The 17,456-nt window shown below is 45.6% G+C and carries 14 protein-coding genes; all 14 read left to right on the top strand.

Annotated elements, in window-relative coordinates; translation table 11 throughout:
- The first annotated feature begins 33 nt into the window (after positions 1-33).
- The 14 genes from MHB56_RS07310 (at position 34) to mraY (ending at position 17,454) form a co-directional block, all read left to right on the top strand.
- Entirely contained in the window at positions 34-966 is a 933-nt protein-coding gene (locus MHB56_RS07310; RefSeq protein WP_036683691.1) for an ABC transporter permease, read from the top strand.
- Positions 967-969: 3 nt separating this feature from the next.
- Positions 970-1,905, top strand: coding sequence for an ABC transporter permease (locus MHB56_RS07305; RefSeq protein ID WP_036683689.1), 936 nt, complete (start codon positions 970-972; stop codon positions 1,903-1,905).
- Positions 1,906-1,916: 11 nt separating this feature from the next.
- On the top strand, positions 1,917-2,912 hold the full coding sequence (locus MHB56_RS07300) for an ABC transporter ATP-binding protein (protein ID WP_036683686.1): 996 nt from the start codon (positions 1,917-1,919) through the stop codon (positions 2,910-2,912).
- A complete protein-coding gene (locus tag MHB56_RS07295) occupies positions 2,909-3,829 on the top strand; it encodes an ABC transporter ATP-binding protein (protein WP_036683682.1) in 921 nt (306 codons plus the stop codon). Before MHB56_RS07300 ends, MHB56_RS07295 begins: the two co-directional genes overlap by 4 nt.
- 230 nt (positions 3,830-4,059) lie before the next feature.
- The gene (gene bshC / locus MHB56_RS07290; RefSeq protein ID WP_076129044.1) at positions 4,060-5,691 is read left to right on the top strand and encodes a bacillithiol biosynthesis cysteine-adding enzyme BshC; all 1,632 of its coding nucleotides are present in this window, start codon (positions 4,060-4,062) and stop codon (positions 5,689-5,691) included.
- A 165-nt stretch (positions 5,692-5,856) separates the two neighbouring features.
- Complete coding sequence (locus tag MHB56_RS07285) at positions 5,857-7,128, top strand: adenosylhomocysteinase (RefSeq protein ID WP_170914265.1); 1,272 nt, start codon at positions 5,857-5,859, stop codon at positions 7,126-7,128.
- Between the two features lie 263 nt (positions 7,129-7,391).
- Complete coding sequence (gene mraZ / locus MHB56_RS07280; RefSeq protein ID WP_341143432.1) at positions 7,392-7,829, top strand: division/cell wall cluster transcriptional repressor MraZ; 438 nt, start codon at positions 7,392-7,394, stop codon at positions 7,827-7,829.
- A 36-nt stretch (positions 7,830-7,865) separates the two neighbouring features.
- Positions 7,866-8,819, top strand: coding sequence for a 16S rRNA (cytosine(1402)-N(4))-methyltransferase RsmH (gene rsmH / locus MHB56_RS07275; RefSeq protein WP_036683671.1), 954 nt, complete (start codon positions 7,866-7,868; stop codon positions 8,817-8,819).
- Between the two features lie 23 nt (positions 8,820-8,842).
- Positions 8,843-9,235, top strand: a complete 393-nt coding sequence (locus tag MHB56_RS07270) for a septum formation initiator family protein (RefSeq protein WP_036683668.1) — start codon at positions 8,843-8,845, stop codon at positions 9,233-9,235.
- Positions 9,236-9,281: 46 nt separating this feature from the next.
- Entirely contained in the window at positions 9,282-11,516 is a 2,235-nt protein-coding gene (locus MHB56_RS07265; protein ID WP_076129051.1) for a penicillin-binding transpeptidase domain-containing protein, read from the top strand.
- Positions 11,517-11,595: 79 nt separating this feature from the next.
- On the top strand, positions 11,596-13,521 hold the full coding sequence (locus tag MHB56_RS07260; protein ID WP_076185250.1) for a stage V sporulation protein D: 1,926 nt from the start codon (positions 11,596-11,598) through the stop codon (positions 13,519-13,521).
- Between the two features lie 55 nt (positions 13,522-13,576).
- Positions 13,577-15,064 (top strand): UDP-N-acetylmuramoyl-L-alanyl-D-glutamate--2,6-diaminopimelate ligase, encoded by a 1,488-nt coding sequence (locus tag MHB56_RS07255; protein ID WP_038572864.1) that lies wholly within the window; start codon positions 13,577-13,579, stop codon positions 15,062-15,064.
- Positions 15,061-16,467, top strand: coding sequence for a UDP-N-acetylmuramoyl-tripeptide--D-alanyl-D-alanine ligase (locus MHB56_RS07250; RefSeq protein WP_036683655.1), 1,407 nt, complete (start codon positions 15,061-15,063; stop codon positions 16,465-16,467). The genes MHB56_RS07255 and MHB56_RS07250 overlap by 4 nt, the downstream gene beginning before the upstream one ends.
- Before the next feature lie 21 nt (positions 16,468-16,488).
- Positions 16,489-17,454, top strand: a complete 966-nt coding sequence (gene mraY, locus MHB56_RS07245; RefSeq protein ID WP_036683653.1) for a phospho-N-acetylmuramoyl-pentapeptide-transferase — start codon at positions 16,489-16,491, stop codon at positions 17,452-17,454.
- Positions 17,455-17,456 lie beyond the last annotated feature (2 nt).

Here is a 17,456-nt window from a genome sequence, read left to right as displayed (position 1 = left end):
GTATCAAAAATTGTCGGAGGAGGTGTGATGGGGATGGTTCGTTATGTCGCAAATAAGTTTTTCTATATGTTGGTTTCTCTATTTGTATTGATTTCAGCTACCTTTTTCTTGATGAAAGCTATTCCGGGGGATCCGTTTACTTCTGAAAAGAAGGTACCGCCAGAAATTAAAGCACGTCTGATGGAACAATATGGTCTGGACAAGCCGCTCTCTCATCAGTATTTTAAGTATTTAGGTGATATTATCCAAGGTGACCTAGGTGTCTCAATGAAACGCCTAAATCAAGATGTATCACATTTGATCAGTCAAACCTTTTCAGCGTCGCTGAAGCTGGGACTCGTCGCAATCGTTGTGGCGGTTATTGTCGGAGTATTTCTCGGCATGTTGGCGGCACTCTATCACAGAAAGTTTATTGACAGCGCAGCTATGGTGCTGGCAGTTCTGGGGATTGCGGTTCCGAGCTTTGTAGTCGCGTCATTACTGCAGTATGTATTTGCTTTCAAACTGGGTTGGGTACCGGTTTCAGGTTTTAAAGGGCCGATCTATTATTTCTTACCCGTGGCCGCGCTCTCGGCACAGCCGATCGCCTTTATCGCCCGCTTGACCCGTTCAAGTATGCTTGAAGTTTTGAATGCGGATTATATCAAAACGGCTAAAGCAAAGGGATTGAGCTGGATGGCTATTCTGAGCCGCCATGTACTTCGTAACGGAATTCTACCTGTTGTTACTTATATGGGTCCAATGACAGCTAACATCGTAACTGGTTCGGTTGTTATCGAGCAGATCTTTGGTGTTGGGGGTATTGGTAAACAGTTCGTGGAAGCGATTGGTGTCCGTGACTATACCGTTATTATGGGGATAACCATTTTCTATGGTGTATTACTCATGGTTGCCCGCTTTATTACGGATATTGCTTATGTATTAATTGACCCACGTATGAAATTAAGTGGAGGAAAGGAGGGCTAAATAGTGGCTACTGAAAATAACTTGCTAAATCTAAAACCGGAAGATTTTCAAAAAGTCGGTGTAGATGAAAAAGAAGCCGAAGTTATCCAGCGTGAGAGTCTCTCTGCTTGGAAAGACTCTTGGCAACGGTTGCGTCAAAATAAAATGGCGATGACTGCGCTCGGTATCCTGGGTTTGATTGTACTTGCAGCGATTTTTGCACCTTTTATCTCGAAATATAACTATTATTCTAATGATTTGATGAGCACCAATAAGCCCCCTTCCTCCGATCACTGGTTTGGAACGGATGATCTTGGTCGTGATATCTTTGTTCGTACTTGGTACGGTGCACGGATTTCCTTGATCGTTGGTCTTGCTGCGGCAGCCATCGACTTGTTCATCGGTGTTATCTACGGAGGCATTATGGGCTTCTTCGGTGGCCGTGTAGATAATATTATGAATAAATTCTCTGAAATTTTGTATTCTATTCCTTATTTGCTGGTTGTAATCTTGCTCTTGGTCGTTCTTGAGCCAAGTCTTGGAACAATCATCCTAGCTCTAACCATTACAGGCTGGATTACGATGTCGTGGATTGTGCGTGGAGAAATTATGCAGCTCAAGAATCGTGAATTCGTATTGGCGTCCCGTTCCATGGGTGCTGGTTCTGCGAGACTGTTGTTCAAGCACCTTCTGCCGAATGCGGTTGGTCCGATTATCGTAACCATTACACTGTCTGTACCAAATGCTATCTTTGCTGAGGCCTTCCTAAGCTTCTTGGGTCTTGGTGTACAAGCTCCTGTTGCTTCACTTGGATCGATGATCAATGACTCACTCACCGGCTGGTTGTACTATCCATGGCGCTTCTTGTTCCCTGCGATCCTAATCAGCTTAACAATGCTTTCTTTCAACATTTTCGGTGATGGTCTTCGTGACGCGCTTGATCCTAAGCTGAAGAAATAGGAGGAATATGGATGGAACCTATTTTACAAGTCAAAGATTTGCATATTTCCTTTTTTGTTAAGGGCGGAGAAGTACAAGCTGTCCGTGGTATGAATTTTGAAATTGGCAAAGGCGAAACGGTTGCCATCGTCGGCGAGTCCGGCAGCGGTAAGAGTGTAACTGCTCAATCGATTATGCGGTTGATCCCTTCTCCACCTTCTAAAGTGAAAAAGGGAGAGATTATTTTTCAAGGACAGAATCTGCTAGACAAAAGCATGAAAGAAATGGAATCTATTCGCGGTAAAGATATTGGCATGATTTTTCAAGACCCGATGACTTCTCTGAACCCAACCATCAAAGTGGGCAAACAGATCACTGAAGTTTTGATTAAACATCAGAAAATGTCAGCGGCCGAAGCGAAAAAGCAAGGTATGGAGATGTTGAAATTAGTAGGCATCAAAAATGCGGAGGCTCGCTTTAACCAATATCCCCACGAATTCTCAGGCGGTATGCGCCAGCGTGTAATGATCGCAATCGCGTTAGCTTGCCGTCCGGCTTTGCTGATAGCAGATGAGCCTACAACAGCTCTAGATGTAACCATTCAGGCGCAGATCATGGAAGTTATGAGAGAGATGCAGCAAAAACTAGGTACCTCCATTATTCTGATTACACATGATCTGGGCGTAGTTGCTGGCATGTGTGATCGGGTGATTGTAATGTATGCAGGTGAGGTTGTGGAGACCGGAACAAGATGGGAAATCTTTAAAAATCCACAACATCCATACACCAAAGGTCTGCTGCGCTCAATGCCGCGTCTGGACCAAAAGAAAGGCGAGCCGCTTATTCCGATCATCGGCACACCGCCAGATCTGATCAAGCCGCCGATCGGCTGTCCGTTCACTGCTCGTTGCAATGAAGCGATGCATGTGTGCGAACAAATCGATCCCGGCGCCACAGAATTCAGCGAAACGCATATGGCGCGTTGCTGGAATCTGCATTCGATGGCCAAGGAGGTGCAGTACTCTTGAGTAAGAACCTAATAGAGGTAGAAGGTCTTAAGAAATATTTTAATGTAGGTAAAGGTAAGGTTCTTAAGGCTGTTGATAATATTAACTTCACGATCCGTGAGGGCGAGACACTTGGGATGGTAGGTGAGTCCGGTTGTGGTAAGACTACTGCTGGACGTACGATTCTTCGCTTGTATGAGCCAACTGCTGGAAGTGTGAAATATAATGGTACAGACATTTATAAATTGCCTGGAAATCAAATGAAGGCTATGCGCCGTGACATGCAAATGATTTTCCAAGATCCGTACGCATCGCTTAACCCGCGGTTTACGGTTTCTGATATCATCGGCGAGGCACTGGACATTCACGGAATGGCTGGCAGCCGTGCAGAACGTAAGAAACGGATTGAAGAACTGCTGGATATGGTTGGTCTTAACCATGACCATGCAACCCGTTATCCGCATGAATTCTCCGGTGGACAACGTCAACGTATCGGGATTGCCCGTTCGTTAGCGGTTAATCCTAAGTTCATCGTTTGTGATGAGCCGATTTCCGCACTTGACGTATCCATTCAAGCTCAGGTCGTTAACTTGCTTAAAGAATTGCAAGATCGTCTTGGATTGACTTATCTTTTCATCGCGCATGATCTGTCCATGGTTAAACATATCAGTGATCGCGTAGCAGTTATGTACTTGGGTAAAATGGTTGAGTTGGCGGAAAGTGAAGAGCTTTATGCAAATCCTATCCACCCTTATACTAAATCCCTATTGTCGGCTATTCCAGTTCCGGATCCGGAAATTGAAGTCAACAAAAAACGTATTCACTTGCATGATGAGCTTGGCAGCCCTATTTATTCTGCTAACGATAAGACCAATGACAGTGACTTTGAATTAGTAGAAGTATCTAAAGGCCACTTTGTCAGCAAAAAATTCGCATAATTTATACTTAGGTTTTCAAAGGCGGGAGCATTATGCTCTCGCCTCTTGTATGTATTTAGGATATTATTTAATGAATTTATAGTATAATTGAACAGTTGGCTGTACCTGTGTTGCTGATATCAAGACATGTTTTACTTTGACGCGGCTCCTGACTTTGGATACAATCATAGAGAGTTTTTACGAACTTGGATTTACATATAACTGCTTAGTAGAACTGGAGGCACTAGCAAATGAATATTGTAACGGAACCGCTCAAGGGTGGATCTGCACTCTCGCGCGACTATATAGATCATTTTGAAAAGGTTAGTCATTTGTACGGTGGGGATTTCCGCAATAAAGAAAGTAGAAGTAGAAGGGCAGAGTGGCTAGACGGCAGAGAAAGCCTTCGTGCCGACCGGACTCAGATTGCTGAGTGTCTGCGTCAATATAATGAAAAGCATAACTCGCATGATGCGGTGATGGCTTCGCTGGCGCTCTTAGAGCAGCCGGGGACATTAGTGGTGACAGGTGGGCAGCAAAGCGGACTATTTACTGGACCCCTGTTAGTGGTATATAAAGCTGCAACTACCATTATGGCGGCAAAAGAAGCAGCTGAACAACTCGGCCGACCAGTAGTTCCTTTATTCTGGATTGCAGGTGAAGATCATGACTGGGATGAAGTGAATCATACGTATGTACTGAATCGTACGCAGGAGATTACTAAGATTAAGATAGAAAAGTCAGAAGAGAAACGCTCCTCAGTAAGTGATATTCGTGTAGAAGAGGAAAGCTGGCAGCAGGTAGTGGAACAGTTAGACGGTCTGCTTCAGGAAAGCGACTTTAAGCCGCAGATTATGGAATTCATTCGCACTTCTTCTTTTAGAGCAGATAGTATGACGGATGCATTTGCCAAGCTGATGGGTTCATTATTTGGTAAATTTGGTCTAATTCTGCTTGATTCTGCTGATCCCAACTTACGTAAGTTAGAACAGCCATTTTTCACTTCGCTAATTATGCAGAATGATGCACTGGAAACAGCGTATATGAATTCTGCTTCTGATATTGTGGGCGCCGGATATGAGCTTCAGGCTGATGTTACAGCTGGCAATGCCAACCTCTTTTATATTCATGAAGGTACACGGCTTCTGCTTCACAAGAAGGACGGAATCTTTACGGATCGCAAGGGTCAGGTATCCTTTTCCCGTGATGAATTACTTGAGGAGGTGCAGGCACATCCGGAACGCTTTAGCAATAATGTGCTGACACGTCCACTTATGCAGGATTATGTGTTGCCTGTTCTGGCAACGGTGCTGGGTCAAGGTGAGATTGCTTACTGGGCCATTCCGCGTCGTGCGTTTGAGACCATTGGGGGAGAAATGCCGTTAATTATCCCTAGAATGTCTTTTACAGTCGTAGAAGGTACGCTGCACAAGCATATGGATAAATATCAACTTAGCTTTGAGGATGTAAGACAAGGACTGGATCATAAAAGACATGAATGGCTGGCCGCACAGGATGAGCTGGGGATAGAACGTCGTTTTGAAGAAACCAAGACCTCATTCGCCGCTATGTACGAACCGCTGATTGAGCAGCTTGGAACGGTTCAGGCCGGTCTGCTTAAGCTGGGGAATAACAATAAAGAGAAGATTCTAGATCAGATTACTTTTTTACAGGCGAAAGCCCAAGATGCAATGGCAAAACAGAACGAAGCTGCAATCCGGCAATGGGAGCGAATCGAGCTGTCGTTAATGCCACTGGGTAAACTGCAGGAAAGAGTGTACAATATCATGTATTACTTGAACCGGTACGGGCTTGCATGGCTGGATGAGTTAATGACGGTTGAACCGGATTACAGTGGAACACATCGCATCATTTATATGTAATGGAAGTATCGCTTCATAAAACTAAGCTTATGCTTACGAAGTGAGTTTTGTACGAAGTAGATTCAATGTAGTAACGCTCACAAAACAAAGCGTATGCTTACGGAGCAAGTTTTATTGCGAAGTGGATCATAGAAGTATAGCTCCATAAAACTTTTAGGAGGTTTCATAATGAGTTCATCTAAACAAAATAGTATCGTGGCTGATATGTCACTCGCACCGGAAGGGCATTTGAAAATCGACTGGGTTCGCCAGCATATGCCGGTACTGAACCGTATTCGTGAGCAGTTTGAAGCAGAACAGCCATTTAAAGGTCTGAAAGTATCGATTACATTGCATTTGGAAGCTAAAACCGCTTATTTGGCGAAGGTTGTCAAAGCTGGTGGTGCAGATGTAACCATTACAGGTTCGAATCCACTATCTACACAGGATGATGTATGTGCAGCGCTTGTGGAGGATGGAATCACAGTATTTGCTAAATACAATCCGTCTCCTGAAGAATTTAAAGCCCTTAATATCAAAGCACTGGAGAGCAAACCGGACTTGATTATTGATGACGGTGGGGATTTTGCTACATTGCTGCATTCGGAGCGTCCTGATCTGATGGAGAATATTCGCGGGGGTGCTGAAGAAACAACTACCGGGATTATTCGTTTAAAAGCTCTGCAAAAGCAAGGCGTATTGAAGTTCCCAATGGTCGCGGTTAATGATGCCTACTGCAAATATTTGTTTGATAACCGTTATGGCACTGGCCAATCGGCATGGGATGGAATTATTCGCACAACCAACCTTATCGTAGCGGGCAAAACAGTAGTTGTTGTCGGTTACGGCTGGTGTGGTAAAGGTGTTGCCATGCGCGCTAAAGGACTTGGAGCAAAAGTGGTCGTCACAGAAGTTGATGCGATTAAAGCCGTTGAAGCACATATGGACGGTTTTGAAGTAATGCCAATGCTGGAAGCAGCTAAGGTTGGTGATTTCTTCGTTACAGTAACTGGTAACCGTTATGTAATTCGCGGTGAACATTATGATGTGATGAAGGATGGAGCAATCATGTGCAACGCGGGCCATTTCGACGTTGAAGTGAATAAGCCTGAGCTGTCGGAAAGATCCGTATCCCAACGTACCGTTCGCAAAAATATCGAAGAGTACCAGCTTCGTGACGGACGTAAATTATATCTGCTTGCCGAAGGCAGACTTGTAAATCTGGGTGCTGCTGATGGTCACCCTGCTGAAATTATGGATACAACCTTTGCACTCCAGGCGCTGTCGCTGAAATATGTAAATGATAATTATAAGAGCATTGGCGTAAAAGTTGAAAATGTTCCTTATGAGCTGGATGAGCAAGTAGCACGTTATAAGCTGGAAAGTCTGGGCATTAACATCGATAGCCTCACTCCGGCACAAGTGGATTATTTGGACAGCTGGAATTTGAACGATTAATAACCGAACGCATAACAATAAAGTGTATTAACCAGTGTACCTTGAACTGAAGCAACTTTTTTAACAAAGCCATGCAACGGACAAGATTCCGATTGTATGGCTTTTTTCTGTGGAGAAATGTTTTTCGGGAAACGAGCTATCTGATTTAGGAAAAATTTCCTTGGCCAGAAAAAGGTTTTTGATTTTTAATGGCGAATCTATTATGCTTAAGTGGTGAAAAGTGGGGTAAAGTGGGGATTCGGGGATTAGGGGTGGGAAAAAGGATGTTCATGGGAGAGTATCAACACAGCATTGACGACAAAGGCCGAATCATTATTCCGGCTAAACTCCGTGAATTGCTCGGAACCTCCTTCGTGACGACCCGCGGCCTAGACTCCTGCCTGTTTGTTTATCCCATGGAAGAATGGGCAATCATGGAACAAAAGCTTAAAAACCTTTCGCTGATGAAATCAGATGCCCGCGCATTTAGCCGCTTTTTTTTCTCAGGTGCAACTGAATGTGTTTGGGATAAGCAGGGAAGGGTAAATCTGCCGGCCAATTTACGGCAGTATGCCAAACTGGACAAAGACTGTGTCATTCTGGGCGTTTCGAACCGGGTGGAAATCTGGAACAAAGAGCTTTGGGAACAGTACTTCGAACAGTCCGAGGAATCGTTCAACGAAATCGCTGAGAAATTGGTGGATTTCAATTTTGATCTATAAAACACAATAACGAATACTGTCCTGGAGGGATGCAGCTTGTTTCACCACATCACGGTGCTTAAGGAAGAAGCGACAGAAGGGCTGCACATCAAAAAAGACGGAATCTATGTAGATTGCACTCTCGGTGGAGCGGGTCACAGCTCACTTATCGCTTCCAAGCTTAGCGGCGAAGGCCGTTTAATCTGTTTGGATCAAGATGATTGGGCTTTGGAGAACGCCAAAGAAAGATTAGCGGAATACGGAGACAAGGTTGTGACTATTAAGACTAACTTCCGTGATCTGGAGAGTGTACTTAAGGATGTGCCCTTTGTGCCACAAACAGATGGTATTCCCCAAGTAGATGGAGTGCTCTTTGATCTTGGCGTATCCTCTCCCCAGTTTGACGAAGGGGAACGAGGCTTTAGTTACAATCATGATGCTCCGCTGGACATGCGCATGGATCAGTCAGCACTTTTGACGGCTGCTGAAATTGTGAATACATGGTCCGAGCAGGAGATTGCCCGTGTTCTTTTCCAATATGGAGAAGAGAAATTCTCGCGGAGAATCGCTAGAAAAATTGTAGACAGAAGAGAAGAAGCTCCTATTGAGACAACAGGAGAATTAGCAGAACTGATCAAGGAAGGTATCCCGGCAGCTGCTCGAAGAACAGGAGGGCATCCCGCTAAACGTAGCTTTCAAGGATTAAGGATTGCTGTGAATGACGAATTGGGTGCTTTTGAAGAAGGGCTACATAGTGCAGTACGTTGCCTTGCACCAGGAGGCAGAGTATCCGTCATCACCTTTCATTCGCTCGAAGACCGAATTTGCAAGCAAATTTTTAGCAGCTATTTAAGCAGATGTACATGCCCGCCTGACTTTCCGTTTTGCGTATGCGGCGCGAAAGGCACGCTTAAGTTAATCAATCGTAAACCGCTTGTGCCTTCTGAAGAAGAGCTTGAGCTTAATACCCGAGCCCGCTCAGCTAAGCTGCGCATTGCAGAAAAATTGTAATTGACGATAAAGGAGAGTCAGAGATGGCCTATACCCGCGGCAATTTAGCAGTTCAGCCCAAAAGAAAAGAAGAGGTAAACCCCCTTTACCGCGAGAAGACAAAAGTAGTTACCAGACGAAGAGTACTTCCGCTGCAAGAGAAACTTTTGTATATGCTGACGCTAGGAGTATGCGTTCTGGTGGCGATCACCCTGATTTCACGTTACGTCCAAATTTATGATTTGAACTTGCAGGCTCAGAAATTAGATCAGGATATTGCAACAGCCAAGAAGCAGATTTCTACGTATCAGATGGAAAAGCAGAATTTAGAGCAGAAAGTCGCCCAAAAAGCACGGGATCTTGGTTATGTGTCCCCGGATGAGAATGCAACAATCTATATTCCGGCAAGCTCAGCAACGACTCCAGGTGATAATTAGTGAGCGATTGGCAAGATCGCAATAAAAAAAGTTGTGAGGTTCGCTTATGCTGAAAAGAATAAAACTTCGCACGCTGTTTATAGGAGGGTGTATTACCCTCTTTTTTCTTGTTTTGATCGTTAGAGTGTTCTGGATTCAAGTTATGCAAGGTGAGGAATGGCAGGAAAAGGCCGCCACACTTTGGGCGCATTCCTCAACTATCAAAGCGGAGCGAGGTACGATTTCTGACCGTAACGGGAGTGTGCTCGCTAGCGATGTCCCTGCTTATACCGTGGTGGTGAATCCTGAAGTGATTCAACAACAAGGCATCGGGGAAGAGGTCATCACAGGATTGCACGAATTGCTCGGCAAACCAGAGGATGAGCTGCGTAAGCTGGTTGAAGCCAAGGACGAAAAGACGGGTGCTTACCTCAAGAACCGTGAGATTCGTAATGAAGGCTGGAAGATTGATCAGGAGCTTGCCGATAAGGTGAAAGAATTTTATGTAGCCCTAGGTAAAGAACATAAAATTCAAGAGACCGGTATTGGGCTTGTTAGAGAGCAGAAACGATATTATCCAAAAGATGAATTAGCTGCACATATCTTAGGTTATACAGATAGGGACGGCAATGCTATCATGGGACTGGAAAAATACTTTGATACGGAGCTTAAGGGTGCCGATGGCAAGCTGCTTTATCAAAGTGACGGTCAAGGGGTAAAATTGCCGGATTCACAAGATACCTATAAGCCAGTAGTAAATGGAAGTAATTTCAAGCTTACAATCGATAGTACGATCCAGCATTATATAGAAGAGGCCATGCAAAAGGCGTATGCGCAATATAAGCCAAAAAGTATGAGTGTCATTGCTGCTGATCCGAACACGATGGAGATTTTGGGATTAGCCAATATGCCTACCTATAATCCAAATGAATTTTGGAAGACCGGGGCCGATGGGGCGGGATTCTATAATCATGCTATTAAATCTAAATACGAGCCTGGTTCCACTTTCAAAATTGTAACGCTTGCCGCCGCAGTAGAAGAGAAGCTTTTTGATCCTGTTGCGACATTTTTGTCCGGGTCCATCCGGATAAAGGGATATAGTAAAGCACTGCATGATATTAATCATGCTGGATGGGGGCAAATCAGTTTTCTTGAAGGTGTGAAACGTTCTAGTAACGTTCTATTCGTTAAGCTATATGAAATGCTCGGACAGGACAAGCTATTACAGTATATCAATGATTTTGGCTTCAATGAGAAAACGGGAATCGATCTGCCAGGAGAAGTAAGCGGGGTAGTTAACCCTAACCTTGGACGTCCTATAGAAATTGCGACACTCGCATATGGACACGGTAAAGTGCTAGTAACCCCACTTCAACAGCTAGTTGCCGTATCTGCTATAGCTAATGGGGGGAAGTTGATGACTCCGTATGTAGTTAAGGAGGTCACAAACCCTAACACTGGTGAGACAAAGGTTACTCAGCCTAGTGTAGTGCGTCAGGTGATTGATGAGGAAAGCGCCAAGAAAACGGGTGAATATTTGGAGCAGGTTGTTGCTGACCAAGTAAAAGGAACAGGCCGCAACGCTTATATTGACGGCTATCGTGTGGCAGGTAAGACAGGAACGGCTATCAAGGTTGAAGGAAAGGATTATGTGAAATCCAAAGTACTTGTCTCCTTTATTGGTTATGCTCCTGTTGATGATCCAAAGATCGCTGTTATTGTCATTATTGACGAACCGAACGTTGAGGTTGGCGGCGGTAAGGCAGCTGCTCCAGTATTTAAAGAGATTGTATCCCAGTCTCTGCAATACATGGGAGTACCTAAGCTGGCGTCTGAGGCTAGTGATAGCAGCAGCAAAAAGCCGGCTAAGACTGAAACAGTCGCACTTCGGACTACACCAGATCTAACAGACAAGACGATGAAGGAAGCAAGAGAAGCACTTTTGGATCAAGGCTTCGATTATGTAGTGGTCGGTGAAGGATCTACTGTAGAGAGTCAATATCCTGAGGCAGGTACTAAGCTTGCTACAGGGCAACGGATCTATTTATTAAGTCCGCAGGGGGCTCAGCCTACCATTCCAGATTTAAAAGGGGAATCCCTGCGTGATGCACTTGAAATTCTAACTCTACTAAAAGTAGAGATTGCGGTAGACGGTGAAGGTTACGTCTCAGAACAGATTGTAGGCACGCAAAATGGCAAGACCTTGGTCACTTTGAAAATGAAGCCATTAAATGATTATGGCGAAGATATTCCCGTGGCCCCGCCTGCTGATGAGGGGACAGATTCCGAGAGCGGAACATAGCTTGTTCTAACCCCTGTTTGTCCCGAATAGTCATGAAGATAAGAGCTCATGTCTATTGTTGAAAGTGGGGGAGAACGGAATGAAGGTTTCCAAAGTCGTAACACGGCGGAGAATGCTGTGGACATTGCTGGGACTGGCAGTGTTATTCGGTTCGCTGGTCGTGCGTCTTGCGTATGTGCAATTATCTCAAGGCGAGGAACTGACTGCGAAGGTAGAAGATTCCTTGCGCCGCAATATTCCTTTTACCGCTAAACGTGGTGAAATTATGGATCGTGAAGGTGTGCCGCTCGTTTCTAATATCACCACACCTACAGTGTATGCAGTACCGGTGCAGGTAAAAGAGAAGCAAAAGACAGCACAGCAATTAGCTCCACTGCTTGGGATGACTGAGGAGAAGCTGATGACATTGCTGTCCAAAAAAGAAATGTCGGTGAAACTTCAGCCCGGCGGCCGCAAAATTACGATGGATCTTGCCGCGAGCATCCGTGATTTGCAGCTGCCGGGCATCGTTGTCGCTGAGGATAGCAAAAGGTATTACCCTTACGGCGATTTAGCCGCGCATATTCTAGGCTTCACAGGTATAGATAACCAGGGTATTACAGGAGTAGAGAGTATATATGACAATCTGCTCAAAGGTATAGCCGGCAATATTTCTTATTTGTCTGATGCGGGCGGAAGACTTATGCCTGGCTCATCTGAGAAATATTCTGCCCCTCAAGACGGACTTAATCTGCAGCTGACGATTGATAAACAGATCCAGTCCATTATGGAACGTGAGCTTGATCAGGCTATGGTGAAATATCAGGCGCAGGGTGCTTGGGCTATAGCTATGAATCCGAAGAATGGTGAGATACTAGCCATGGCTAGCAGACCGGGGTATGAACCAGCATCATACAAGGAATATGATGCGCAGATTTACAACCGGAATCTGCCTATCTGGATGACCTATGAACCTGGTTCAACGTTCAAAATCATCACTCTGGCTGCTGCGCTGCAGGAAGGTAAAGTAGATCTTCAGAACGATCATTTCTATGATCCGGGGTTTATCGAGGTGGCGGGCGCAAAGCTGCGCTGCTGGAAAAAGGGCGGTCATGGTAGTCAAACCTTTCTACAGGTAGTTGAGAACTCCTGTAACCCTGGGTTTGTCGCCTTAGGGCAACGGCTGGGAAAAGAATCACTTTTCAAATATATTCGTGATTTTGGTTTTGGCAGCAAAACGGGAATTGATCTGAATGGGGAAGCTAATGGTATTCTGTTCAAGCTTAATCAAGTAGGTCCGGTAGAGCTTTCGACTACAGCCTTTGGTCAAGGGGTTTCGGTTACGCCTATTCAGCAGATTGCTGCGGTATCCGCGGCTATCAACGGCGGTAATCTCTATAAACCTCATGTAACAAAAGCATGGGTTAACCCGGTTACTGGAGAGACTGTATCAGAGGTGAAGCCTGAGCTTGTGCGGCAGGTCATTTCGGAGGAAACATCCAAGAAGGTGCGGGCAGCACTTGAGAGCGTGGTTGCCAAAGGCACAGGACGGCCGGCTTTTATTGACGGCTATCGTGTAGGTGGCAAGACGGGTACTGCACAGAAGGTTGTAAATGGACGTTATTCTCCAACAGAGCACATTGTTTCTTTTATTGGCTTTGCGCCAGCGGATGATCCTCAGATCGTTGTGTACACTGCCGTGGATAATCCGAAAGGGATTCAATTTGGGGGTGTGGTTGCAGCTCCAATCGTGCAAAATATTTTGGAAGACTCGCTGCACTATATGAAGATTCCGGAGCGCAGTGATCAGCTTCCCAAAACTTATAAGTATGGCGAAACTCCGATAGTGACCGTACCTGATCTTACCGGAGCAACGGTGCAGGATATCTATGAGGATTTAAATATGAATTTTAATCTTGCACGTTCAGGCACAGGAAATACGGTCATCAATCAAGCTCCTAAGGCTGGGGCCAGAGTAGAACAGGGCTCAACCATCAGGATTTATATGGGAGCATCTAGTGAATAATGATTAAGGTATAAGGTTTCAGCTCGTATCCGAAAATGTAGAGTGAGGGATTACTATGAAAGTTAACGAATTATCTGCTTGTCTTGCTACTTCGCAACTATACGGGGATGGAGATGTGGAGATTACTGATCTTCAGACGGATTCCCGCCGTGTAGGCCCGGGAGATCTATTCATTTGTTTGCCTGGCCACACCGTGGACGGGCACAAATATGCGCCGCAAGCAGTAGCCTCCGGAGCGGCGGCTATTGTATGTGAGCACAAGCTGGAGCTTGATATCCCGCAGATTGTTGTAGATGACTGCCGGTTTGCGATGTCTGTCATGTCGAATGCATTCTTTGGCTCACCTAGCAGCCGGATGAGAATGATCGGGGTGACGGGCACAAACGGCAAAACAACAACGACTTATCTCATTGAGCGGATTATGCAGGATCAGAATATGAAGACAGGTCTGATTGGAACAATTCAAATGCGCTATGACGGCAAAAGCTACCCTATGTCAGGCACAACTCCAGAATCGCTAGATCTGCAGCGTTCCCTTCATGATATGGCTTCCAAAGGTGTGGAATGTTGCGTAATGGAAGTATCCTCTCACGCACTTCAGCAAGGACGTGTGAAGGGTGCGGACTTCCGTACGGCAATTTTTACGAACTTAACCCAAGATCATCTGGATTATCATCATACAATGGAGGAGTATCGGGCGGTTAAAGGGCTCTTTTTCTCCAGATTGGGAAATGTGATCTCTCCGTGGAAGGAAGAACGCAAATATGCGGTGTTGAACGCGGATGATGAAGCCAGTCAATATTTTGCAGCCCAAACTGCGGCGGAAGTGATTACATATGGCATTGATAACAACGCTAATGTCCGAGCTTCGCAAATATCGATCACCGCAAAAGGAACTTTTTTCCATGTGGATACGTTTAAGGGGAAGACGGACATTTCACTCCGTATGGTTGGTAAGTTCAATGTCTACAATGCACTCGCGGCGATTACAGCTGCTTTATTGGAAGATGTCTCTCTGGCTGATATCAAGACTAGTCTTGAGGCAATCGATGGTGTAGCTGGACGGGTGGAGTCAGTGGACGAAGGTCAGGAATTTGCTGTTATCGTTGACTACGCACATACACCAGACGGGCTAGAGAATGTATTAAAAACGGTCTGCGAATTTGCTACCGGCAAAGTGCTTACAGTATTTGGCTGTGGCGGTGACAGAGACCGGACGAAACGTCCATTAATGGGGAAGATCGCTGCACGATATAGCGACATGGTATTCGTAACTTCTGACAACCCCCGGACGGAGGACCCTCAACTAATCTTGAAGGATATAGAAGCAGGACTAGTAGAGGATGGAGTCACCTCTGACCGGTATCATATGATTGTTGATCGCCGAGAAGCTATCGGGAAGGCTATTGAAATGGCAAGCCCTGGCGATGTAGTATTGATTGCGGGGAAAGGTCATGAGACCTATCAACTGATTGGCGGAGTGGTTCATGATTTCGATGACCGCATCGTCGCTAAAGAAGTTATAAGGGGCCGAAACTATTGATTACAAGAACGCTTGAAAATATTGCTGCCATGTGCGCAGGGGAACCTGCTGCTGTCGAAGCTATGAATACAACCCTTACGGGAGTCGTTACCGACTCCCGTAAGATCACACCCGGTTGCCTGTTTGTGCCTCTATCTGGAGACAAATTCGATGGTCACCATTATGCTGCCGCAGCACTGGCTGCTGGTGCGGGTGCAACCTTGTGGCAACGCGATAAAGGACCGGTACCTGAAGGTGGCGGAGTTATTATTGTTGAAGATACGCTAGAGGCTCTTCAGAAGTTGTCCGCTGCTTATCTGAAGGAAGTGGCTCCGCAGGTTGTCGCTGTTACGGGCAGCAACGGGAAAACAACAACAAAAGATATCATTATGTCTCTGCTTGAAGTGCAGTTCAAAGTGCACAAAACAGCGGGGAATTTCAATAATCATATCGGTCTTCCGCTTACTATTTTATCCATGGCTGAGGATACAGAGATCGCTGTACTTGAAATGGGGATGAGCTCGCGGGGAGAAATTGCTCTGCTGGCTTCTTTGGCTGAACCAGACGTAGCGGTAATTACTAATGTAGGCGAGTCGCATTTACTGCAGCTGGGGTCACGTAAAGAAATAGCCCGCGCCAAGCTGGAGATTGCTGAAGGGCTGAAGCCGGGGGGATTGCTGATTTATAATGGTGACGAACCGCTGCTGACTGAGGTAATGCAAGAGTCCACTTTTAAGGCTCCAGAAGGGATGAGAACGTTCCGATTTGGTCTAAATGAGGATAATGATGATTATCCAACAGGGATGATGTCCCATACTGGTGGCATGACGTTCACGTCAAGCCGTCATAAGGAACATGCTTTTACATTACCGCTGCCAGGTCAGCATAACGTTGTTAACGCTCTGGCTGCACTAGCGGTTGCTCGTCATTTTGGGGTTACGGAGCAGAATATGAAGGACGGTCTGAGCAAGCTCAAGTTGACGGGCATGCGGATTGAAGTGATTCGGACTTCCTCCGGACTTACGCTTTTAAACGATGCTTATAATGCCAGCCCTACTTCTATGAAGGCGGCTATAGATGTCCTGCAATCTATGAAATGCAGTGGCAATAAAATCGCTGTGCTCGGGGACATGCTGGAACTTGGGCCGGAGGAAGTAGAATTTCATCAAGAAATAGGCTACTACCTTGACCCTTCCTTAACTGATTTTGTATGTACTTACGGACCATTATCCGTTCATATTGCCAAAGCAGCAGAAGAGAAATTCGGCAAAGAGCGCGTCAAAGCTTTTACAGATAAAGCGGAACTAACCGCTGTCCTTCTAGAGAAATGCAGTGCTAAGGATATTGTTCTATTTAAAGGATCAAGAGGGATGAAGCTCGAGGAAGTGCTTCAGAGCCTAAATAAAGATATTCAACAGACCTAAATCATTGGAGGGGGTGTACCCATGGATTATCAACTATTGTTATTGACTATTGCTGTTTCCTTTATCCTTGCGGTCATTGCCGCTCCGCTCTTCATTCCGCTTCTGCGCAGGATGAAATTCGGACAGCAGGTGCGAGATGACGGACCGCAAACCCATTTGAAGAAAGCGGGAACGCCGACTATGGGCGGTATCGTGATTATCGTAGCTTTTACCTTGTCTTATCTGAAATTTTCTGTGGTGAATACAGATTTTTATGTACTGCTTGTAGCTACGCTTGGTTTTGGATTGATTGGATTTTTGGATGACTATATCAAAATTGTATTTAAGCGTTCCTTAGGGCTCACAGCTCGTCAAAAGTTATTTGGACAGCTGCTGGTTGGTGCTTTAATGTGCGGTCTTCTGATCTATGCCGGACACAGTACAAGTATCAGCGTTCCAGGTACTGATTTCAGCTTTGATTGGGGTGGCTGGTTCTATTATCCATTCATCATTATTATGATGATGGCAGTGACGAATGCCGTTAACTTTACAGATGGAGTCGATGGACTGTTGTCCGGGGTTAGTGCCATTGCTTTGGCCGCATACGCGGTGGTGGCAATGCAGGCTACGTCTATTGCGGCAGGTGTATGTGCTGCGGCCATGATTGGTGCTGTACTTGGCTTTCTTGTGTTTAATGCCCACCCTGCTAAAGTATTTATGGGGGATACGGGTTCGTTTGGTATTGGTGGCGCGATAGGTGCTATTGCTATTGTCACGAAGAGTGAGCTGCTGTTTCTCATCATTGGCGGCGTTTTTGTAATTGAAATGTTGTCCGTTGTGATTCAAGTCGTTTCATTTAAAACCCGTGGCAAACGTGTATTCAGAATGAGCCCGATTCACCATCATTTTGAGCTTGGTGGCTGGTCGGAGTGGCGTGTGGTAATTTCGTTCTGGGCGGTTAGCTTGGTGTTGGCTGCTGTGGGACTATTTATTAGCAAGGGGTTGTAGAG

The organism is Paenibacillus sp. FSL H8-0315 (assembly GCF_038005365.1).
GTDB classification, from domain to species: domain Bacteria; phylum Bacillota; class Bacilli; order Paenibacillales; family Paenibacillaceae; genus Paenibacillus_AQ; species Paenibacillus_AQ odorifer.
Note: the sequence above shows the minus strand (reverse complement) of the source record. Positions and strands in the feature narration are given on the sequence as shown.

Bases quoted from the DNA above. Each gene is read 5' to 3' on its own strand.
- MHB56_RS07310 (WP_036683691.1), top strand. From the start codon at position 34: ATGGTTCGTTATGTCGCAAATAAGTTTTTCTATATGTTGGTTTCTCTA.
- MHB56_RS07300 (WP_036683686.1), top strand. From the start codon at position 1,917: ATGGAACCTATTTTACAAGTCAAAGATTTGCATATTTCCTTTTTTGTT.
- bshC (WP_076129044.1), top strand. From the start codon at position 4,060: ATGAATATTGTAACGGAACCGCTCAAGGGTGGATCTGCACTCTCGCGC.
- mraZ (WP_341143432.1), top strand. From the start codon at position 7,392: ATGTTCATGGGAGAGTATCAACACAGCATTGACGACAAAGGCCGAATC.
- MHB56_RS07270 (WP_036683668.1), top strand. From the start codon at position 8,843: ATGGCCTATACCCGCGGCAATTTAGCAGTTCAGCCCAAAAGAAAAGAA.
- MHB56_RS07265 (WP_076129051.1), top strand. From the start codon at position 9,282: ATGCTGAAAAGAATAAAACTTCGCACGCTGTTTATAGGAGGGTGTATT.
- MHB56_RS07260 (WP_076185250.1), top strand. From the start codon at position 11,596: ATGAAGGTTTCCAAAGTCGTAACACGGCGGAGAATGCTGTGGACATTG.
- MHB56_RS07255 (WP_038572864.1), top strand. From the start codon at position 13,577: ATGAAAGTTAACGAATTATCTGCTTGTCTTGCTACTTCGCAACTATAC.
- mraY (WP_036683653.1), top strand. From the start codon at position 16,489: ATGGATTATCAACTATTGTTATTGACTATTGCTGTTTCCTTTATCCTT.